Consider the following 19,684-nt stretch of genomic DNA (forward strand, 5'->3'; position numbering starts at 1 on the left):
CGCTCCCCGCGAGCTGTGCCATTGCCGCGCTGGGTGGGTGGTCTGTTGCTGGTGGTGCTTGCCCTGGGGCTGGGAGGCTGCGGGGGCGAGCCCTCGCAGGCGGGTGACGAGCCGGCCGCCGAGGCCGCGACGCCGATCGCGGCGGTGGAGCTTCAGCCGCGGGATCTGTCGCGCGAGCTGATGGTGTCCGCGCGGGTCGAGCCGCGGGCGTGGGTGCGTCTGGCGGCGCGCACCGATGGTGTGGTCGAGGCGGTGCATGTCGAGGAAGGCGATCGCGTGGAGCAGGGCGAGACCCTGGTCGAGCTGGACGTGGCCGAGGAGCGCGCGGAGCTGGCGCGGGCCGAGGCGCATGTCGAGGAGGCCCGGCTCGAGTACGTGCGCAGTTCCGAGTTGCGTGACGAGGGGATTGCCAGCCGAGCCAGCTACGAACGGGCACGTGCCGCGTTGCGCTCGGCCGAGAGCGAACAGGCGTTGTGGCGGGCACGGGTAGACTACGGCACGCTCGCCGCCAGCCGTGACGGCGTGATCACCGAGCGCATGGTCGAGCCCGGGGAGGCGGTCGCCGCGCGCGATACGCTTCTGGAACTGGTCGATACCACTACGCTGGTCCTGCGCCCCGGGGTGTCCGAGCTGGACGTGCGCGATCTGGTGGTGGGCCAGGATGTACCCATTCGGCTGGACGCGTTTCCGGATGCCGATTACGTCGCGAAGATCCGGCGCATCTTTCCGGCGGCCTCGCCGGACTCCCAGCAGGTGACGGTGGAGATTGCCCTGCCGGCCGAGGCGGCCGACAACGGCGTGCGTCCCGGCAATCTCGCGCGCATCCGCATGACGGTCGACGAACGCCCGGATGTGCTGGCGGTCCCGGCCGCCGCCATCGGCGAGGACCGCGACCAACGCTATGTCTATGTGGTGGTGGACGAACAGCTGGAGCGCCGCAGCGTCGAGACCGGCGTGACCCGAGGCCCATGGACCGAGATCACGGACGGCCTGGAGGAAGGCGAGATTGTGCTGGCCACCAACCCGATCGACATGCGCGAGGGCCAGCGCGTGCGCATCGTCGGCTGGCGGGGCTAGAAGATGGCCGCCGAGCCGGAGGACCGTCCGCGCGGGCGGGTGACCAGCTTCTCCATCCGCCGACCGGTGGCGATCATGGCGCTGGCCTCGGTGGTGATCGTGCTCGGCATGTTCTTTGTTGATCGTCTGCCGGTGGACCTGCTGCCGCACGTCGAGTATCCGCATATCCGCGTGACCGTGAACCATCCCGGCACCTCGCCGGAGGTGATGGAGGAACAGGTGACCCGCGTGCTGGAACGCAACCTCGCGGCCACCGAGAACCTCACCCGCATCTACAGCCGGGCCTCCGAGGGACGTACCAACGTCAATTTGTTGTTCGAGTACGGCACCAACCTGGATCTGGCGTTGCAGGACGCAGCACGCCACCTGGAGCTGGCGCGCACCCAGCTGCCGGACGATTTCGAATCCCTGCGCCTGTACAAGTACGACCCCTCGCAGGACCCGATCTGGGAGGCGGGGTTTTCCTCTACCGTGCGCTCGGAGACCGCGGTGCGCGACTGGGTGGAACACCAGCTGGCGCCGCAGTTGATCGCGATCCACGGCATTTCCTCGGTGGAGGCCTCCGGTGGGCAGGAGCGCGAGCTGGAGGTGATCCTCGACCAGGAGCGGGTGCGTGGCTATGGCCTTTCGCTGGCGGCGATCAGCGCGACGCTGGAGGACGAGAACCGCGAGGTGGCCGGGGGCTGGGTGACCTCCGATACCTTTGACGTGATGGCCAAGACCGAGGGGTTGTTTACCTCCGAGGCGGACGTGCGCAATGTGCTGATCCCGCTGCCGGGGCCGCAGTCCGCGCATGTGCGCCTCGGCGAGCTGGCCGAGGTGCGCGATGGCCACCGCGAGCAGCGCCTGTTCATCCGCCTGGACGGCACGCCGGCCGCGCGCGTGTCCGTGTTCAAGCTGCCGGACGCCAACACCGTCGAGTCGGTGGACTCGGTACGCGCCACGCTCGAACGACTCGAGCGCTCGGGCTTCATCCCCGAGGACATCCAGTGGGAGGTCGTCAGCGACTCCGCCCCCGTTCATCCGTGGTGCGGTCAGTTCGGTGGGTACCGCCGCGATCCTGGGCGGCGTGCTGGCGATGCTGGCGGTGTTCCTGTTTCTCGGCAGTCTGCGCAAGAGCTTCATTATCGGGTTGTCGATCCCGATCGCGTTGATGGCGACCTTCGCCATGATGGGCCTGGGCGGGCTCACCCTGAACATCATCAGCCTCGGCGGGCTCGCGCTGGGGGTGGGGCTGTTGCTCGACAACGCCATCGTGATGCTGGAGAACATCGTCCGCCATCGCGATAAGCTCGGAAAGTCGCCGGAGAAGGCGGCCCATGACGGGGCCGGCGAGGTGGTCTCGGCGGTCATCGCGGGCACCCTGACCAATCTGGCTGCCGTGCTTCCGTTCCTGCTGATCACCGGCATCGGCGCGCTGATCTTCCGCGAACTGATCCTGACGCTTTCGTTCGCGATCATCGCGACCCTGGCCGCAGCCATCACCCTGGTGCCGATGCTCGCGGCCCTTCTTTCGCGCATCCGCTGGGAGAGTGGGCTGGACCAGACCTGGCTGTTGCGCGGGTTCGATCGTGGTGTCCAGGGGTTGCGCCGGCGCTATCGACGCCTGTTGCCGAAGGTGCTGCGCCTGCGCTGGGCGGTGCTGGGGGCGGCCAGTGTGCTGCTGATCGGCGCGGTGCAGGTGGGCGGTGAACTGGGCACCGAGTTCCTGCCGCAGGTCGACGATGGTCAGGTCAGCGTGCGCATGGTCCTGCCGCCGGGGACGCCCCCGCACGAGACGGATGCGGCCGCACGCTTTATCGAGGCCGCGCTGGAGGCGTTGCCGCATGTGGAGAGCGTGTTCGCGATGGTCGGCGGGCACCTCGGTGGCGGCGTGGTCAACGAGCGACCCGGTACCTCCAATATCACCGTGCAACTGACCCCGGCCGGACAGCGCGAGATGAGCGCGGGACAGTGGGTGGCCGAGGCGCAGGAGGCAATGGATGCGCTGGAACTCCCCGGGGCACGGATTACCGTGCGGCCGCCGAGTATCCAGGGGCTGCAGTTCAGTATCACCGGGGATGACCTCTCGATTGCGGTGGTCGGGGCGGATCTGACCGAGATGCGCCGCATTGCCCGCGAGATCGCCGGGCGCCTCGAAGGCATCCGGGGCCTGGAGGGTGTCGAGGTCGGGCGCGAGGATCAGAGCCCGATTCTGCGCGTCCTTGTGGATCGCGAGCGGGCGGCTGCGCTGGGTTTGCAGGTGGGCCAGGTGGGGCAGGCGATCCGCGACGCGGTGGAGGGATCAGTGCCGACGCAGTACGTCCGCGACGACCGCGAGTACGACCTGCGCGTGCGCCTGCCGCGCGAGGATGTGCAGGATACGGCCACCCTGGGGCGGATGATCCTGTTCCGCGACAACGGGGATCCCGTGCGCCTGGCGGACGTGGCCGAGTTCGAGATCGGCGAGGGACCCGCGCATATCGAGCGCGAGAACCAGAGCCGGGTGGTGCGCGTGAACGGCGACATCAACACCGAGGTGAACGATGTCGGCTCGGTGATGACCGAGGTCGAGCAGCGCCTGGCCGAGGTGGATGTGCCCGAGCACTACAGCCTGCTGATCGGTGGCGAGTGGGAGACCATCCAGGAGACCCAGCGCGAGATGGCCACAGTGGTGGCGCTCGCGATCTTCCTGGTGCTGGTGGTGCTGGCGGTGCAGTACGAACGCCTGGCCAATCCGCTGGTGATCGTGGCGGCCGCGCCGTTGTCGCTGACCGGGGTGGTCGCGATCCTGTGGGCGACCGGCACGCCAGTCTCCGCCCCGGTGATGATCGGGGCGATCCTGCTGATCGGGGTGGTGGTGAACAACGCGATCCTGCTGGTGGAGTACATCGAGCAGGGCCGTCGACTCCGTGGCCTGAGCCCGGCGCGGGCGGTCGTGGAGGCCGGGGCATTGCGCCTGCGCCCGATCCTGATGACCACGCTGACGACGGTGCTGGGCATGTTGCCGCTGGCCATCGGCCTCGGCGAGGGGGCGGAGATCATGCGCCCGTTGGCGCTGACGGTGGTGGGTGGTCTGATCGCCGGGATGATTCTGACGCTACTGGTGATGCCCTGCCTGTACCTGGTGGTGAACCGGGCCGCGGAGAGGGTGAAGCGGCGCCTGACCGGAGGCATGCGGGACGCCGCTGCCCGCACAGCCTGAACAAAGGCCCGCTACCGAGTGGCTCGCGGGCCTTGTCTGGATCCTAGAAGCGGTAGCCGAGACCGACCATGAAGCGCGAGGCGTCGGGATCGAAGTGCAGGGTTTCGCCCTCGATGTGATAGCGCTCGCTTTCGAAGAGCGTGTAAGAATACTCGGCACGCATGAACAGGCGGTTGTCCATCTGGTATTCGACGCCTACACCGAGCCGGGCACCGTTGATACTGTCCTTGAAGCGAATGGATATGTCCTCGTCTGTATCGGTAAGGCGGTAGTCCAGGCGCGAGCGCTGGTAGCCGGCCAGGCCGTAGAACAGGACGTTGTCGTTTACCGTGGTGCCGAGCCGGCCGGTGATGCCGTAGCTGTACTTGCTATCCACCCCCAGTTCCTCCTCGTCAATGGTGACCGTCAGGTCGGCGTCCTCGTTCTGCGCATCCAGTTCCAAGCCCAGGTACAGGCCGTTGTCCAGGACGGTACCCCAGCCGGTCATGACACCCCCGGTGAAGCCGGAGGCGCTGAGCCCGGAGATGCGACCATCGCTGGTGGGGTCGCGGTAGTCGATGTCATAACCGACCCAGCCGAGCTGGCCGCCGACGTAGGAACCGTGGAACGGGCTTGCCTGAACTGCCCCGGCCGAGCCCAGGAGGATGCAGGCGCCGGTCACGGCGGTGGCGAGGCGATACGGGCTGGACATGGTGGTTTCCTTTGCGGTGTGGTTGCGGAAGTGAACGGGTGCCCCGTCCGGGCGCATTCTGGCACAGGCGGTCAGACAGGGCGCCGGTCCTTGTGTGCCAGAATGGGACGGATCGAGCCGCCGGGCGCATGTGTCCCCCACGCCTCCATTTATGGCATGGGTTCCTGCGATCCCGGGGCGGTTCACCCAGGGAGGCGCTGATCAGCGCCTCCCGTACGCACACAAGAAAGTAGAAAGAACAGGAGTCGAGCGATGCGCGGACAAGCGGGAATTCTGGCGGGACTATTGGTGGGGTTGCTCGGGTGGGGCGTGGCGAGCGCCGAACCGATGCATACGGTGGAGGAACTGAATCAGGCCCCGGCCGAGCTGGATGGGGAAGAGGTCCGGCTCGAAGGCATTGTGGGCCGGGTGAACGAGGACATCATGGGGCGCAATTTCATCCACTTCGTCGACGGTACCGGCAGCGAGGGTGACTACATCACCGTCACCTCCACCGAGTTGCCCGAGGTGGGCGACCGCGTCTTGGTGACCGGAACGCTGATCCTGGATCGCGACTTTGGGGCTGGTTACAGCTATCCGGTGATCCTCGAAGGTGCCAAGTTCACCGAGCAGTAGCCGCATGTCATGATTGCGCATGTCGGGGCACTCCGACATGCATCCAGGCCGCACAGGGTGGTGCGGCTTTCAGGTATCCCAGGGAGGGGAGACGATGTCCATCAAGGGTCTGCTGTTTCGGTTTGTACTGCTTTATTTCGCGCTGTCGATCGCTGCCATGGTAGCGGGCGCCTATGTCGATCTGGATCAAGCCGGTACGGCGATCGGGATGGGCATTCTGGCGCTGGCGGTGGTGTGGCCCTGCGAGTCCTTCGGGCGCAGGAACGGGCGCTATCTGTCGCGCGCCGAGAAGTGGCGCGTGATCGCCGCCATGATCGCGCTGCTCCTCGGTACACAGATTCCGCTCACCCTGCTGGTGATGTGGGCCGAGGGGATTGCACTGGACGCCGTGATGCTCGGGATCGTGGGGGGCGTCGCGTTGTTGTATGCCGGGACCGTGGTGGCAATGGTTAACTTCACGGGCCGCAACCTGCGCAAGCGAGGCCTGGTCGCCGGGGAAAGCGCGGGGTAGGCACCCTGTCGGTCAGTCGGCCAGGTGGCGTTTGAGCCACTCGATCTCGTCCGCGGACCGGTCTGCGTTGGTCACTGCCTGCCAGGCATCGATGTAGTGCTCGGTGGCGTAGACGTGGCCGTAGCCGCGCGGGGCGGCATCGCCGATCGCTACGTCCACCGCCAGTTGCAGCATGGTGATGACTGGGTACCAGGTCAGGTCCGGAGAGACGTCCGGGCCGCGCGGTGCCTGCATCCATTCTGGCTGGCGGTACAGCGCCTGGGGCTCGAAGAAGGTGACCGGGTCGCTTGCGTACTGCAGGTACACGATGCGCATCGGGCCCCATTCGGCGCCGGGGATGTCCAGGTGGTTTCCCTGGTTCGTGAAGCGCACCACCGAACTGTCGCGAAAGCGCGGCAGCCAGGCGGGCGAGTCGGGTTGGCGCTGGCGTTTGATGTCGCGCCAGGTCTCGCTACGAAACGGCGGGCCCGCCCACAGCGCGCCGGAGAACGGGTCGCCGATCACGTCGTACAGGTCCGCGGCCCGCTCGGAGTTCAGCGCGCCCAGACTAAGGCCGTAGAGGTACAGGTCCGGGCGGGCGTCCGGCGGTAGCTGTTTCCAGTAGCCGTAGATCTCCGCGAACACCGCCTGGGCGGTCTCGTGACCGTATTGCGATTCCGCCATTAGCGACAACCAGCTCGGCAGGTAGGAGTACTGCACGGCCACGGTGGCCACATCGCCACCGTGCAGGTACTCGACCGGCTGGATCGCACGGTTGTCTACCCAGCCGCGTCCGGTGGGCGTGGCCAGCACCAGCACCGAACGGTCGAAGGCATTGACCCGCAGCATCTCCTGCAGGGCCAGTCGCGCGCGTTCCTCGATGGTCTCGGCGGCGTTCAGCCCCACATACACGCGGATCGGGTCCAGCGCGGTCTCGCCGGAGAAGTCGCTAATCGCGGCGGCGTCCGGGGCTTGGTCGATGAAGCGCTGGCCCTGGCGGCCCAGGCCCTCGTCCCAGCTGATCAGCGAGGCCGGGCTGCCGGTGCGGAAGGTCGCGCCCGGTTGCTCCGCCCCGGGGTGTTCGCGTACGTCGAACTGCTGGAAGCTGCGATCGGCGGCGCGCAGGCTGTATTCCAGGATGACCCCATCGATCACCGCCCAGAACACCCCGGCCGCCACCAGCACGCCAATTACGTTGGACAGCCGGCGCGGGATGAAGCGGCGCAGGTGCCGCGCGAGGAAGCGCACCAGCAACTGGAACAGCCGCGCCACCGCAAGCGTGGCGATGAACACCGCCGCTGCGATCAGCCCCAGGCGGATGGGGAATCCACCGTCCACCGGCTCCTGTTCCATGAGCGCGCGGATGCTGTTCTGCCACTCGGTGGCTTGCCACAGGAAGATCAGCACGATCAGCACGGCCCCGCCGCCGGCGATCACGACCAGGGTGTTGTGGGTGCGCTCGCCGAGCTCCGGCAGTTCCAGGTACGACCACAGCCAGTGGAAGAACACGCCCAGGCCGTAGCCGGCCGCCAGCGACACCCCGGACAGGATGCCCTGGACGTCGTCGGTACGCGGGATCAGGCTGGGGGTCAGCGAGGCGGCAAAGAACAGCGTGGCCAGGATCAGCCCCGGGATCGACAGCGTCCCGAGGATGCGGGTGGCCCAGGCCGGCCAGATGAAGGCTCGCAGGCGGGTTTGCAGGCGGCCGACGACGGACATCGCGTTCGCGCTTCCTTGGCGGGGTATGGAGGCGCTCATCCTGTCCGCCCCGCCGGCTGGGTTCAAGTTTCCGCGCCCGCGGGCGGCCCGCCGATATCGCGTTTTGTTGTGTCCCCGTCATTGCGAGGAACGCAGCGACGAAGCAATCGCTGTCCGGCGCCACCAATGCCTCTTAACGTGCTTCGACCCCTCGTGCTTCGCTGCCTCGTAATACGGCCTATTGGGTTGTGACGGACTTGCGAAAGCGAAAGCTGCCCTCGACCATGCGCAGGGCCACGCCGAATAGTGCGACTTGCAGCAGGAGTCCACCGGTTGCCGCGCCCACCGCGAGGCCGGTGGCGAGCCCCAGTGCCATCAGCAGCATCAGCAGTGTGGCGGCGACCCGGCTGCGCAGCCAGCCGCCCACCAGTGCCAGCAGGGCGACCAGCGTGCCTTCGAGCATGGTGGGCGTGTGCTGCACCAGGACACCCAGCATCACCACCACAACCCCGGCAAACACCAGCACCCAGCCGGCCACGCGCGCCAGGCGCTGGGCCTGTTCGCTGTTCTCGATGGATTGCAGCAGCAGAAGCAGGTCGGCGCCGGCCCCTGCCCAGTGGCGTGATCGCGATTCGTTCATTGTGTCCACGGTACTACAGGGCCATGACAGCCCGGTGACAGGCGCCCACCTATCGTTTGGCGAGGAGCGAATCAAGATCGAGTGTATTGACCGCGGGGGTGCCCGTCTTCGCGTGTTGCACAGTGCCATGATCGGACCAGTGCAGCAGGCTGAGGTTGCCGGCGCGGTCCTCCACCAATGCGGTGCAGTGTTCGACCCAGTCGCCGTCGTTGCAGTAGAGGACATCGCCGAAGGACTCGACGTTGGGTTTGTGGATGTGGCCGCAGATACAGCCGTCGAAGCCACCCTTGCGTGCGGCGGTGACGGCCGCATGCTCGAAGCGGCGGATGTATTCTCGGGCGGCGTGGCTGACCCGGGTCTTCAGCCACGCGGATAGCGACCAGTACGGGTGGCCAAGGCGGCTGCGGATGGTATTCAGGTAGCGGCTGCCACGCAGCAGCATGTTGTAGCCCACATCGCCGAGCCAGTGCACTAGCCGGCTGTGGCGCACGACTCCGTCGAATTCGTCGCCATGGGTCACGCGAAAGCGGCGGCCGTCGGCCGTCCAGTGCACCAGTTCGCGTTCGATGCGTACGCCGCGGATCTCGGAACCGACGAAGTCCCGCACCAGTTCATCGTGATTGCCGGGGATGTAGATGACCTCGACCCCGTGCAGTGCGAGGGACAGGACCTGCTCGACGACGGCCGCCTGGGTTGCGTTCCAGAAGATGCGCCGGCGCATCGCCCAGATGTCGAACACGTCGCCGACCAGCACCAGGCGGTCGCAGTTGACCTGGCGCAGCAGGTCCAGCAGATAGTCCGCGCGGCACTCGCGGGTGCCCAGGTGCAGGTCGGACAAGAACAGCGTGCGGCAATCCAGGCTGGCCATCGGATACTCCCGCTGAGGCGTGCCGCCAGCATCGCGTCGTGCAGTGACCGGTTGGTGGCGAGCGGATGACAATTGGGTGATGGATCGGGTCCCGTCAGGGCCAGACAATCAGCAACCAGATCACGGCGGCATGCAGGAAACCGAGAAGGACCGCGGCAGAGCCCATGTCCTTGGCGCGCGCCGCAAGCTTGTGCTGTTCCGGCCCGAAGCGGTCCACGGTGGCCTCGATGCCGGAGTTCAGTACCTCGATGATCAGGATCAGGAACAGGCTCCCGAACAGCAGGGCCCGCTCGGTCGGAGTGTCGCCAACGACCAGCGACAGCGGCGCGAGCAGCACCACGAGGATCAGTTCCTGGCGAAAGGCCTCCTCATGGCGAAAGGTTGCCCGCAGGCCACGCCACGAGGACACGAAGGCGCGCAGGATGCGGTCAATACCGGTTGCGCCGCTGTTGGCCATGGTCGTGTTCCCGAAAATCGGTTGAGAAAGGGGTCAGTGCGGTCGGTCGGGCGCTGGGTGCGGGCCACTGATTGTATGGGGAGTGCCCGCCAGGTCCTGATACAGGGCGAGCAGTTGTTCGGCCATGCGGCGTTCGCTCCATTGCTGCACCCACCGTCCATGTGCGTCGCGCATCGCCCGCTGGCGGTCGGGGTCGTCCAGAACCGCTGCGACCCGTTCGGCAAAGGCGGCGGGGTCTTCTGGGGTGACCTCGGCGCCGGATTCTGCGGTCAGGATGTCGACGCTCCCCAGGTGCGCGGTGGACACGACCGGCAGTCCACTGGCCATGGCCTCCAGCAGCACCAGCCCCTGGGTTTCGGTCGCCGAGGCAAACACGAAGGCATGCCCGGCGCGGTAGCAGTCGACAAGCGATGAGGCGCGATCCAGGTATCCGCACCAGTGAAGGTTGTCCTCCAGTCCCATGTGCTCGGCCTGGCGCTGCAGGGCGTCCTTGGCCGGCCCCTCGCCCGCGATGAGTAGCAGGATGTCGGGGCGCTGCTCGCGCAGATGCAGCAGCATCTTCAGCAGGAAGCCGATGTTTTTCTCGAAGGCGATGCGCGAGACATGCACGAGCATTTCGCGACCGTAGGGGATGTCCCGTTCGGTTCGGAACAGGTGTCCGTCGCCCCCGGTCCAGGCCTCTGGATCGATGCCGGTGGGCAGGCGGACAATCGGTGTCTTGATCCCGTAGTCCAGCAGGGCCTCGCGCAACGCCGTGGAGGGGGCGATCACCCGGTCCACCGCATTGCACTGGCTGCGCGATATGCGGCGCGCGAAGGCCCTCAGCCAGGCGGCGGGCAGCCATGGCAGGTAGTGCTGCAGGTACCCCTCGAAGAAGGTGTGATAGGTCTCCACCACCGGGACCTGCCAGCGCCGGGCGAGATTCAGTCCGGCGTAATGCGCCACGAATGGCGTGTGGATGTGTATCAGGTCGGTGTGTTCGATGCCTGCTTCCCGGAGGTACCTCCGGATGAGGCCGCCCTTCGGGATGCGATCCTCCGGGTCCACAATCAGGTACCGCGATGGAATTCGGATCAGGTCCGGGTCGTTGGGTGCGGGGCCAGGGTGGGCGCTCAGTCCAGGGTAGGCCGGGACCACCAGCGTGACGCGATGACCCAGTTTTTGTAGCTGCGAGCGGAAACTGTACAGCGAGGTGGAGACCCCATTGATCCGGGGGAAGTACACATCGCTCAGCATCAGAATGTGCACGGCGGCACCTGTCACGGGACTCGAGTCCCGAAGTCTGGTCCATATGCATGACCGTGTGATGGCGCAGATCTTGCGGAAATGTTGCAAGGAGAGCCGCAATGATCGGTGCAATGGTCGAGGATGTCATCGGGTGACGATCCGCGCCAGGGATTCGGTTCTCCGACGCCTCGATGCTGACGGTCGCGGTGGCGCGGGCGATCCTGGAGGACGGGGATTGCCGCCACTATGTCCATGCGCCGGGGTGGTGCTACCCGGATGCCGGTTGCGGAGCATGTCTTATCGGCTGGCTGCCGGAGACCGATCCGCAGCCCTGCAGGAGCGGGGGCAACAGGGCGGCGTCTCCCTAGCGGTAGACCCGGACTTCCTGTTCCCAGCCTTCCACGCCGCGGTTGGCGCAGAACTCCTGTACCTGCCCGTCGGCGTAGCGGATTTCCATGTTGAAGCCGGCTGCGGGGACATGGTTCAGCGCCACCCGCCGGTGTTCCCCGGGCCGGAGCTGGCCCTCGCGGATGCTCGATTCCGACAGGTCGTGGCCGAAGTCGAAGTGGATCGCCTGGATCAGCACGTCGCTGTCATTGTGCACCGTGACCATCAACGCCCCCTCGGCCGGTGGGCGCTCGACGCCCCAGTGCACGGCGGCGGCACCGAGCACGAGCCCCTGCACGAACAGCCAGCTCGCGGGCGCGCGTAGCGCATCCACGACCCGGTCCTCCCAGGTGCGGTGTTCTCCGGACGACTCCACGTCTCATCCCTTGATTATTAGGGATTGCTAATCTACAAGATCGGCCGGCATCGGGATACCGGGCGGCCGCGATATCCGGGAAGGCCGCCGCCCCGCAGAAAGCGCCATGGGCGCTGCAGCGGGCTGTCAGTCGAGCCCGAGCGCGCGCAGGCGCTCGAGGAGGCGTGGATGATCGAAGTCGCGGGCGCCGATGGCGCGGTAGGCGATGCGGCCCTCGGGATCGATGATGAACGTGGTGGGGATGCCGCGAACCGGCCAGCGGTCGATGGTGGCGGAATCCTGGTCCAGCAGCAGAGGGAAATCGACCGGGTAGTCGGCGGTAAAGAAGAAGATGCGATCGGCGTCTTCGCCCACGTTCACGCCCAGCACCACCAGGCCCGCATCGCGCAACTGCTCCCAGAGCCGTTGCAACGACGGCAGCTCGTCGCGACAGGGTGGGCACCAGGTGGCCCAGAAGTTCGCCACCACCACACGTCCGCGATAGTCCTCCAGTCGATGGTGCTGCCCATCGATGTCCTCCAGTGCCAGGGGCGGGCCCTTGGGGCGTGGCTCCAGCGCGGTCAGGTGCGTGGCTTCCGCCCACACGGGCCGCAGCGAAAGGCCGAGCAGGCCACCGGGGATTGCAGTCAGGAAGCGGCGCCGGTTCATCATGGTTCGGCCTCGTCCCGTTCCGGTTCCCCGGCGCAGCGCAGATCGGGCAGGGTGGACTGCCGCAGGGTCGTCTGCTGCCGCCAGTGCACGGTCAGATCAAATGTCGTGCTGGGCGGGTGCTTGAAGACGATCATGCCCATCAGCCAGTCGCCGGGCTGGAACCGGTGTTCGCCAGGGAACAAGGCCCAGCGAAAGGCGATGCGGGCTACTTCCGGAACCTCCCGGCTCGCCCACTCGTCCTGCCAGTCGCGGTTGGGGAGCGGTCGCGCGGCCCCGTTTGGCGTTTGGCTGCGCCATTGGCGCAGGTCCACGGTGGCCGATGCGCTGCGGTCGGTATTGCGCAGGACGCCCTGAAACACGCAGTGGCCGGCGATGAACGTCGCATCCTCGGTGTCGAACCCGCGGCCCAGGAAGAACGCGCGGGTCTGGTCCGGGAGCCGCTGTGCGAGTTCCAGCGAAAGCCCCTCGCCCTGCCAGTGCCAGGTCATCAGCCCACTGTCGGGGTCGGTATGCACCTGCATCTCCTCCGCCGTCCCGGTGCCGCCCGGAAGGGCCAGCCCCGCCAGAGCCAGAAGCGTCCATGCGACGACCGTCAACCCTGGGCCGGGCATTGGGCGCCTCGTGGCAAACCGACGGGGTGGCTTGGCGCGGCGTCCCTACGACCCACCAAGGACATGATCCAGCAGCGCCTCGAAGGCGGGCTCGGCGTTTTCCACGGCACGTTCAAGGCTCGGGTGCGGCTGCAGCGTCGTCATGAACTTCGGGTGGAGCATGGACAGTTTCGTGCCCCCGGCCTCCTCGTACAGGCCGATGTGGCCGCAGGGCATCATCGCCCCGACATGCAGCCCGGCATCCAGGATGTCCGGTCCCAGCGGCAGGTAGCAGACCTTGAGCGCGGTGATGTCACCGCCCGCCAGGTCGAACTCGGCCAGAAAGATCCAGTCCTCCTCGTTTTCGGCGTATTCGCGAATCGCCCCCGCCAGGTCCGCGCGCGACTGTTCGCAGTCGCGGATGATGAAGTGGTCGTCTGGCTCGGTGGCTGCCAGCGGGGCGGACAGCGCCAGTGCAGTGGCCAGCGTGAAGGCGGCGATGGGTGTGAGTGTTTTCATGATCGTGTCCTCCAGGTGGGTGGGTGAAGGCGCGTCAGACGCGAACGATCTCCGGTTTCAGAGACCCGGAGATCATCGGCAGCGCTTCCTTTTCGCGCTGCCCAATCCCGAGTTCTTCCGGGGTCTCGGCGAGGTCGTCGACCACGGCGACGAATGCCTCCTCGCGGATGTTCATGCCGCGATGGATGGTCAGCCTGTCGCGGTCCCTGCAGGCCTGCGGGCCGCCGGTGCCGTTGCAGATGCATCCGTGTTCCCCTCGTCGAAGATGCTGCCTGGCGAGCCCGCGGATCCGTGCCTTGCTGCCCAGGCGTTCGTAGAGATTGGCTTCGGTCATGGATGAGTCCTCCTCGCGCCGTCGTTAACGGGTGGCCACGTACCAGTTGTTCTGAGGGTCGTGGACCAGCTGGTGGACCCGGATGTCGTGAAAACCGGCGCGCTCCAGGTAGTCACGTGCCATGGGCTCGCCCCACATCGCGCCCAGGCCGGGTCCGCCCCGGGCGAGCGATACCGGCATGCAGTGCATGCAGGAGATGGTGTAGAGAAAGGGTCCGAGCGGATGCTCGAGATCGCCATGAATCTGCCCGGAGCCGCGGATGTCCTGCATCAGGTAGATGCCTTCGGACTTGAGCGCGCGGTGAATGCCCGTCAGTACGCCCAGCGGGTCGGCCTGGTCGTGGATGGCATCGAAGGTGGTGATCAGCGCGAACTGTTGCGCGGCGACATGCCGATCCAGTTCGGCCGCGTCGGCCTGGATGAATTCGACGTTCCCCAGCCCGGTGGCGCGTGTCTCGGCGCGGGCGCGCTCGATGGCCTCTGTGGACAGGTCCAGGCCGGTGAACCGGCTGTGCGGGTAGAGCGTGGCCAACTGGTTGAGGATGCGCCCGCTGCCGCAGCCGATATCCAGGACCTGAATGCCGCGCTCGAGGTGGTCGGTCAGGCCCGGAACCAAGGGCAGGATGTCGCTTTCCAGTGACGACAGCACGGACTGGCCGCTGTCCTCGGCCATCACCTCGTGGAAGCGCGTGTAGTGCTCGTACCCCACGCCACCGCCGGTCCGGAATTCCGCAACGATCGTGTCCTCCACTCCACCCAGCAGGCCGATGTACTGCGCAAACACGGCCAGGTTGTCGGCGGCTGCCGCGCGCGTCAGGCAGGCGGCGTGTTCCGCGGGCAGAGCAAATCGTGGGCCATCCGCATCCACCGTGACGATGCCGCCGGTGGCCATGGCCCCGAGCCATTCCCGTACGTAGCGCTCGTTCAGGCCCACGGCGGCGGCGATCTCGCCGGAGGTGGCAGGCGGCCGGTCGCGCATGTGGTCGAACAGCCCGGTGCGGTGCCCGATCGACAGGGTCAGGCACAGCGCGCCGTGGTTGAGCACGCTGACCAGATGCTCGCCGAAGGCCTCGGCGGCAGATGGGGGTGACAGGCATTCCGGGGCTGACGACATGCAGTGGACCTCCGCCAGGACAAACCGGGCCGGGTGTCGGCGTTACTTCGAGCCTAGGCCGGGAAGCCCTTGCGGGCGGTCACAATCTTGCGGGGGTGGGGCAAATCTTGCGGTGGAGTTCAGGGGCGCATGGATCCGTTTTAATGCAGGCGCCGGTATGCCGCGGGGGCCACACCCAGGGCCTGGCGGAAATGACGGACCAGCTGTTGCGGGGAGTACCCGGTCGCGGCAGCGATCTCGGTGATGCTCAGGGATGTTCGGGTCAGCAGGTCGCGGGCGTGCTCCACGCGCAGGCGGGTGAGATAGCGATGCGGTGGCAGGCCGTGCGTATCGCGAAAGGCGCGCGCGAAGTGCCAGGGCGAGAGTCCGGTCAGGGCCGCCAGATCACGCAGGGTGATGCGCTGATCCAGATGGCATTGCATGTAGTCAATCACCCGTGCCGACTGGTGCGGTGCCAGGCCGCCCCGGCGCCTGTCCAGGTCCCGGTCGTGTTCGGCCATGCGGGCCAGGCGCACAACCAGAACGGCGAGCATGCTCTCGACGAACAGTTGCGCGGCCGGGTCGTCGCGGTCCATCTCCTGCCACAGGGCATCCAGGGCCTGGGTGATCAGGGGGTCCCGGTGGTGGCGGGTATGCAGGTGGCCAAAGTCCAGCGGATCGCCGGGGTCGCGCTCCAGGCAGTCCCGGGCCAGCTCGGGCGGGATGCCGAAAAACCGCATGCGTGCCGGGTCCCGCATATGGCAGCGCCCCGCGACCTGCGGGGCGATCACCACGAATTCGCGCGGGCCGGCGCAACCGGAGAACGGACCGGCCCCGATGTCACAGTGGTAGCGAAAGGGGGCGCCCACGGACTGGCTCAGCATCAGTTCGCGGACCGGCGGGGTGCCCAGGTGACCGGGTGGGTGCGCGTTCTCGATCATCGGCACCGGGAGATCGGGTCGCGCACGGGCTTCTTCCAGGAATGGCGCATCACGCCCCCGGGCGAAGAAGTCGAGCATGCTGGATGAACGTTGCGGCATTTGCTTCACCTCGCAACGTTCTTATAGGCGATTTTGGGCCAACCCGTCGCGGATGCGGGCAGCCTGGTCGGCGTAGTGCGAACCTCGTCGACTGCACCGGGTCGTATGTGACCCTGGCGCCGCATTCGGGTATGTTCGCCGGGTTTCGATGACCGCAGGGTTACCATCACGTGGGTACGGACGAGCGCAAGCTGCAGGATCTGACGCACCAGCTGGCCGAGGCGCTGGCGGGTGTCGGGTTGCACGGGCAGATCGGGCTGGAAAAGGAGACCCTGAGGGTCGGGCCGGAAGGCTCGCCGGCGCTTACGCCGCACCCGGCCGCGCTGGGATCCGCGCTGACGCATCCATACATCACCACGGATTACTCCGAGGCGCTGCTGGAACTGGTGACGCCGCCGTTCGAGGATGTACGCGAGACCCTCGGCTTCCTGCACGACCTGCAGGCCTTCGCCGCCGCCAACGTCGGCGACGAGACGCTGTGGTCGACCTCCATGCCCTGTGTGACGGCCGATGACAATGCGATTCCGGTCGCGCAGTACGGTACCTCCAACGCCGGGCGCATGAAGACCGTCTACCGCATCGGTCTCGGGCATCGCTACGGTCGCAAGATGCAGGTGATCGCCGGGGTCCACTTCAATTACTCCCCGCGCCCGGAATTCTGGCCGGCACTGGCGGAGGTGCTCGGTGCGCCCGACGGCCGCGCCTTCCGCGATGAGCGGATGATGGGGATGATCCGCAACCTGCTCCGCTTTGGCTGGCTGGTGCCCTATCTGTTCGGGGCGTCGCCGGCCGTCTGCAACTCCTTTCTCGAAGGCCACGGCGCGGTGCTGGAGGACTTCGACGACGACACCTCCTATCTGCCGCATGCCACCAGCCTGCGCATGGGCGATATCGGCTACACCAACCGCAAGGAGGCGGACACCGGCATCAAGGCGGACTACAACTCGCTGGCCGGCTATGTCGACTCCCTGCGCTGTGCGATCAATACCCCCAGCCCCGAGTGGGAACACATCGGGGTGAAGGTGGATGGCGAGTATCGCCAGCTGAATGCCAACATCCTGCAGATCGAGAACGAGTACTACTCCACCGTGCGGCCCAAGCAGCCGCTGGAGCGTTTCGAGAAGCCGACCGACGCCCTGGAGGCGCGTGGCATCGAATACGTCGAACTGCGCTCGGTGGACATCAACGCCCAGCACCCGCTGGGGGTGGACGAGACCCAGCTGCGTTTTCTCGAGGTGTTCGCGCTGGCCTGTCTGCTGCAGCCGAGCCCGCTGTTGGCCGACGGCGAGCTGGACGCGATCGACCTCAATCTGCTGGACGTCGCGCATTACGGGCGTCGCCCCGGCCTCGAGCTCCGCCGGGGGGGCGAGAGCGTTGCGCTCCAGGCCTGGGCGCGCGAGCTGCTGGCGCTGATGCGACCAGTGGCGGCCGTTCTGGATCAGGAACTGCCGGGTGACCCCTACCGCCGTGCGCTCAGTGAGCAGTGGGGCAAGGTCGAGCAGGCGGATCTGACCCCGTCCGCGCGCATGCTGGAAGACATGATGGCGCGCGAGGAGGGGTTCTACTCCTACGCGCGCCGCCTGTCGGCCCAGCACCGCGAGGCCTTTCGCTTTAACGGGCCGCTGCCGCGCGCCGAGACGCTGGAGGCCCTGGCCCGCGAGAGCCTGGCCGATCAGGCGGCCATCGAGCAGGCGGACGAGCTGGGCTTCGATACCTTCCTGACGCGCTATTTCGACGGCACACTGCGGGCCTCCTGAATCGGTTTCGTTCGATTTTGTAGAACGGTCGACCGCATTTAACGCGATTTATCTTCGATAAAATCGATGGGATGATCGGGCTATCACATACATTCAGCCGTTGAGGCGTGCGCGCATTCGGTGCCGGGCACAGACGGCAGGAGCATGGCATGAGTCTTTTGATCAACGGTGAATTGCGCGAGGGCTGGCTGGAAGAAGAGTCGGACGAGAGCGGCGAGTTCGTGCGCCAGGACCAGCAGTATCGTAACTACGTCACCAGGGATGGTTCGCCGGGCCCGATGGGTGACGGCGGGTATCCGGCCGAGTCAGGGCGCTATCATCTGTATGTCTCCTACGCCTGCCCCTGGGCGCACCGCACGCTGATCCTGCGCAAACTGAAGGGTCTGGAGCCGCATATCGGGGTTTCGGTGGTGCACCACTACATGGGTGACGCCGGCTGGTCGTTTGATGACTGCGACGGTTGCACCGGGGACCGGGTGCACGGCTCGCGCTACATGCACGAGCTCTACACCCGTACCGATCCAAACTACACCGGCATCATCACCGTGCCGGCGCTGTTCGACACCCAGACCGACCGCATCGTGAACAACGAGTCGCTGGACATGGTGCGCATGTTCAACAGCGCGTTCGACGGCATTACCGGCAACACCCTGGATTTCTATCCGGAAGATCTGCGCGAGGAGATCCATGCGGTCAACGAGCGGGTCTACGAGAACGTGAACAACGGGGTGTATCGCAGCGGCTTCGCGACCAGCCAGAAGGCCTACGAGGCGGCCTTCGACCGTCTGTTCGAGACCCTGGACTGGCTGGAGGAGCGTCTGGCACGCCAGCCGTTCCTGGTCGGCGAGCGACTGACCGAGGCCGACTGGCGGCTGTTCACCACGCTGCTGCGCTTCGATCCGGTGTACTACAGCCATTTCAAGTGCAATCGCCAGCGGCTGCTGGACTTCCCGAACCTCTCCACCTATCTGCGCATGCTGTACCAGCGCCCGGGGGTGGCCGAGACGGTGCGCATGGACCACATCAAGGCGCATTACTACGGCAGTCACCCGATGCTGAATCCCAGCGGCATCGTGCCGAAGGGTCCAATGATTGACTACACCCGGCCGCATGGCCGCCCCCTGGGCGAGCTGCCGGCCGCGTTGCGGAACGTCGACGAAACGTGACGGTCGTTACACTGTTGGGAGGTTCAACCGTGGCCCGGCTAGTGTCCTTTAACAAAAGTGCATCGACTCCGTGACTGTCCCCCTGTATCCTGATAACAGGCACTCGGGAGGCGACCGGAATGGGACGACCGATCAAGACGTTGACGATCAGCGAAGCCGAACGCGACGAGCTCGAGAGCTGGCTGCGGCGGCGCCAGATGCCCGCGGCGGAACAACAGCGCGCGCGCATGATTCTGCTGAGCACGCGAGGCCTGAAGGCTTCGGAGATTGGCGCGCGGGTTGGCGTCTCGGCGGAGACGGTGAGCAAGTGGCGCAAGCGCTTCGAGCAGGCACGCATCGGAGGGCTCACGGATGCCCCGAGAAGCGGACGTCCCCGTACGATCGATGACGACAAGGTGACCGAAGTCATCAACAAGACGCTGCAGTCGAAGCCGGATAACGCGACGCACTGGTCGACCACGCTGATGGCCAAGGAGACCGGGCTCAATGCGATGGCCATCAGCCGGATTTGGCGGGCCTTCGGTCTCAAGCCGCATCGGCTCGAGACCTTCAAGTTGTCCACGGATCCGCACTTCGTGGCCAAGGTGCACGATATCGTGGGCCTGTACATGCACCCACCGGACCGCGCCCTGGTGCTGTGCGTCGACGAAAAGAGCCAGATCCAGGCCCTGAACCGGTCCCAGCCGGCGTTGCCGTTGTCGTTCGGCCATCCCGAGACCCGCACCCATGACTACCTGCGCCATGGCACGACCACCCTGTTCGCGGCACTGGATGTGGCCACCGGCGAGGTCATCGGCAAACTCCATAGAAGGCATCGCGCCAAGG

19 protein-coding genes and 1 pseudogene are annotated in these 19,684 nt (G+C 66.6%); 7 read left to right on the forward strand and 13 right to left on the reverse strand.

Annotation, left to right across the window (positions count from 1 at the left end; genetic code table 11):
- Positions 1-21 precede the first annotated feature (21 nt).
- Both D573_RS0109910 and D573_RS13860 read left to right on the forward strand, forming a co-directional pair.
- The gene (locus D573_RS0109910) at positions 22-1,077 is read left to right on the forward strand and encodes an efflux RND transporter periplasmic adaptor subunit (RefSeq protein WP_018938286.1); all 1,056 of its coding nucleotides are present in this window, start codon (positions 22-24) and stop codon (positions 1,075-1,077) included.
- Between the two features lie 3 nt (positions 1,078-1,080).
- Positions 1,081-4,261: pseudogene (locus D573_RS13860) on the forward strand (efflux RND transporter permease subunit).
- A 43-nt stretch (positions 4,262-4,304) separates the two neighbouring features.
- Here the strand turns inward: D573_RS13860 and D573_RS0109920 are convergent.
- Complete coding sequence (locus tag D573_RS0109920) at positions 4,305-4,952, reverse strand: outer membrane protein (protein WP_018938284.1); 648 nt, start codon at positions 4,950-4,952, stop codon at positions 4,305-4,307.
- Between the two features lie 252 nt (positions 4,953-5,204).
- Here D573_RS0109920 and D573_RS0109925 point away from each other — a divergent pair, with 252 nt between their 5' ends.
- Both D573_RS0109925 and D573_RS0109930 read left to right on the forward strand, forming a co-directional pair.
- Complete coding sequence (locus D573_RS0109925) at positions 5,205-5,567, forward strand: hypothetical protein (protein WP_018938283.1); 363 nt, start codon at positions 5,205-5,207, stop codon at positions 5,565-5,567.
- Between the two features lie 94 nt (positions 5,568-5,661).
- The gene (locus D573_RS0109930; RefSeq protein WP_018938282.1) at positions 5,662-6,078 is read left to right on the forward strand and encodes an ABZJ_00895 family protein; all 417 of its coding nucleotides are present in this window, start codon (positions 5,662-5,664) and stop codon (positions 6,076-6,078) included.
- Positions 6,079-6,090: 12 nt separating this feature from the next.
- Here the strand turns inward: D573_RS0109930 and D573_RS0109935 are convergent, their stop codons facing one another.
- From D573_RS0109935 to D573_RS0109990, 12 genes are all read right to left on the reverse strand, one after another.
- Positions 6,091-7,776, reverse strand: coding sequence for an alpha/beta-hydrolase family protein (locus D573_RS0109935; protein WP_018938281.1), 1,686 nt, complete (start codon positions 7,774-7,776; stop codon positions 6,091-6,093).
- A gap of 217 nt (positions 7,777-7,993) precedes the next feature.
- On the reverse strand, positions 7,994-8,395 hold the full coding sequence (locus D573_RS0109940) for a hypothetical protein (RefSeq protein WP_018938280.1): 402 nt from the start codon (positions 8,393-8,395) through the stop codon (positions 7,994-7,996).
- Positions 8,396-8,444: 49 nt separating this feature from the next.
- On the reverse strand, positions 8,445-9,263 hold the full coding sequence (locus D573_RS0109945) for a UDP-2,3-diacylglucosamine diphosphatase (protein WP_018938279.1): 819 nt from the start codon (positions 9,261-9,263) through the stop codon (positions 8,445-8,447).
- Positions 9,264-9,357: 94 nt separating this feature from the next.
- Complete coding sequence (locus D573_RS0109950) at positions 9,358-9,720, reverse strand: diacylglycerol kinase (protein ID WP_018938278.1); 363 nt, start codon at positions 9,718-9,720, stop codon at positions 9,358-9,360.
- Between the two features lie 33 nt (positions 9,721-9,753).
- Positions 9,754-10,956 carry a glycosyltransferase gene (locus D573_RS0109955; RefSeq protein WP_018938277.1) on the reverse strand — a complete coding sequence of 401 codons (1,203 nt, stop codon included), beginning with the start codon at positions 10,954-10,956 and terminating at the stop codon, positions 9,754-9,756.
- A 355-nt stretch (positions 10,957-11,311) separates the two neighbouring features.
- Positions 11,312-11,710 carry a hypothetical protein gene (locus D573_RS0109960; protein WP_018938276.1) on the reverse strand — a complete coding sequence of 133 codons (399 nt, stop codon included), beginning with the start codon at positions 11,708-11,710 and terminating at the stop codon, positions 11,312-11,314.
- Between the two features lie 126 nt (positions 11,711-11,836).
- The gene (locus D573_RS0109965) at positions 11,837-12,358 is read right to left on the reverse strand and encodes a TlpA disulfide reductase family protein (RefSeq protein WP_018938275.1); all 522 of its coding nucleotides are present in this window, start codon (positions 12,356-12,358) and stop codon (positions 11,837-11,839) included.
- Positions 12,358-12,972 (reverse strand): hypothetical protein, encoded by a 615-nt coding sequence (locus D573_RS0109970; protein WP_018938274.1) that lies wholly within the window; start codon positions 12,970-12,972, stop codon positions 12,358-12,360. The genes D573_RS0109965 and D573_RS0109970 overlap by 1 nt, the downstream gene beginning before the upstream one ends.
- A gap of 45 nt (positions 12,973-13,017) precedes the next feature.
- Positions 13,018-13,470: a DUF302 domain-containing protein gene (locus D573_RS0109975; RefSeq protein WP_018938273.1), complete on the reverse strand. Its 453-nt coding sequence runs from the start codon at positions 13,468-13,470 to the stop codon at positions 13,018-13,020.
- 34 nt (positions 13,471-13,504) lie between these two features.
- The gene (locus tag D573_RS0109980; RefSeq protein ID WP_018938272.1) at positions 13,505-13,804 is read right to left on the reverse strand and encodes a hypothetical protein; all 300 of its coding nucleotides are present in this window, start codon (positions 13,802-13,804) and stop codon (positions 13,505-13,507) included.
- A gap of 24 nt (positions 13,805-13,828) precedes the next feature.
- A complete protein-coding gene (locus D573_RS0109985) occupies positions 13,829-14,917 on the reverse strand; it encodes a class I SAM-dependent methyltransferase (RefSeq protein ID WP_018938271.1) in 1,089 nt (362 codons plus the stop codon).
- Positions 14,918-15,057: 140 nt separating this feature from the next.
- Positions 15,058-15,915, reverse strand: a complete 858-nt coding sequence (locus D573_RS0109990) for a helix-turn-helix domain-containing protein (RefSeq protein WP_018938270.1) — start codon at positions 15,913-15,915, stop codon at positions 15,058-15,060.
- 191 nt (positions 15,916-16,106) lie between these two features.
- Here D573_RS0109990 and gshA point away from each other — a divergent pair, with 191 nt between their 5' ends.
- The 3 genes from gshA to D573_RS0110005 form a co-directional block, all read left to right on the forward strand.
- Positions 16,107-17,693, forward strand: a complete 1,587-nt coding sequence (gshA, locus tag D573_RS0109995; RefSeq protein WP_018938269.1) for a glutamate--cysteine ligase — start codon at positions 16,107-16,109, stop codon at positions 17,691-17,693.
- 149 nt (positions 17,694-17,842) lie between these two features.
- Entirely contained in the window at positions 17,843-18,859 is a 1,017-nt protein-coding gene (locus D573_RS0110000; protein ID WP_018938268.1) for a glutathione S-transferase family protein, read from the forward strand.
- Positions 18,860-18,978: 119 nt separating this feature from the next.
- The coding region (locus D573_RS0110005) for an IS630 family transposase (RefSeq protein WP_018938267.1) at positions 18,979-19,684 on the forward strand (706 nt) is incomplete at its 3' end.

Source organism: Thioalkalivibrio sp. AKL9 (assembly GCF_000377825.1).
Classification (GTDB): Bacteria; Pseudomonadota; Gammaproteobacteria; order Ectothiorhodospirales; family Ectothiorhodospiraceae; genus Thioalkalivibrio; species Thioalkalivibrio versutus.

Bases quoted from the DNA above. Each gene is read 5' to 3' on its own strand.
- D573_RS0109920 (WP_018938284.1), bottom strand. From the start codon at position 4,952: ATGTCCAGCCCGTATCGCCTCGCCACCGCCGTGACCGGCGCCTGCATC.
- D573_RS0109925 (WP_018938283.1), top strand. From the start codon at position 5,205: ATGCGCGGACAAGCGGGAATTCTGGCGGGACTATTGGTGGGGTTGCTC.
- D573_RS0109930 (WP_018938282.1), top strand. From the start codon at position 5,662: ATGTCCATCAAGGGTCTGCTGTTTCGGTTTGTACTGCTTTATTTCGCG.
- D573_RS0109935 (WP_018938281.1), bottom strand. From the start codon at position 7,776: ATGTCCGTCGTCGGCCGCCTGCAAACCCGCCTGCGAGCCTTCATCTGG.
- D573_RS0109940 (WP_018938280.1), bottom strand. From the start codon at position 8,395: ATGAACGAATCGCGATCACGCCACTGGGCAGGGGCCGGCGCCGACCTG.
- D573_RS0109945 (WP_018938279.1), bottom strand. From the start codon at position 9,263: ATGGCCAGCCTGGATTGCCGCACGCTGTTCTTGTCCGACCTGCACCTG.
- D573_RS0109950 (WP_018938278.1), bottom strand. From the start codon at position 9,720: ATGGCCAACAGCGGCGCAACCGGTATTGACCGCATCCTGCGCGCCTTC.
- D573_RS0109955 (WP_018938277.1), bottom strand. From the start codon at position 10,956: ATGCTGAGCGATGTGTACTTCCCCCGGATCAATGGGGTCTCCACCTCG.
- D573_RS0109965 (WP_018938275.1), bottom strand. From the start codon at position 12,358: ATGAACCGGCGCCGCTTCCTGACTGCAATCCCCGGTGGCCTGCTCGGC.
- D573_RS0109970 (WP_018938274.1), bottom strand. From the start codon at position 12,972: ATGCCCGGCCCAGGGTTGACGGTCGTCGCATGGACGCTTCTGGCTCTG.
- D573_RS0109975 (WP_018938273.1), bottom strand. From the start codon at position 13,470: ATGAAAACACTCACACCCATCGCCGCCTTCACGCTGGCCACTGCACTG.
- D573_RS0109980 (WP_018938272.1), bottom strand. From the start codon at position 13,804: ATGACCGAAGCCAATCTCTACGAACGCCTGGGCAGCAAGGCACGGATC.
- D573_RS0109985 (WP_018938271.1), bottom strand. From the start codon at position 14,917: ATGTCGTCAGCCCCGGAATGCCTGTCACCCCCATCTGCCGCCGAGGCC.
- D573_RS0109990 (WP_018938270.1), bottom strand. From the start codon at position 15,915: ATGCTCGACTTCTTCGCCCGGGGGCGTGATGCGCCATTCCTGGAAGAA.
- D573_RS0110000 (WP_018938268.1), top strand. From the start codon at position 17,843: ATGAGTCTTTTGATCAACGGTGAATTGCGCGAGGGCTGGCTGGAAGAA.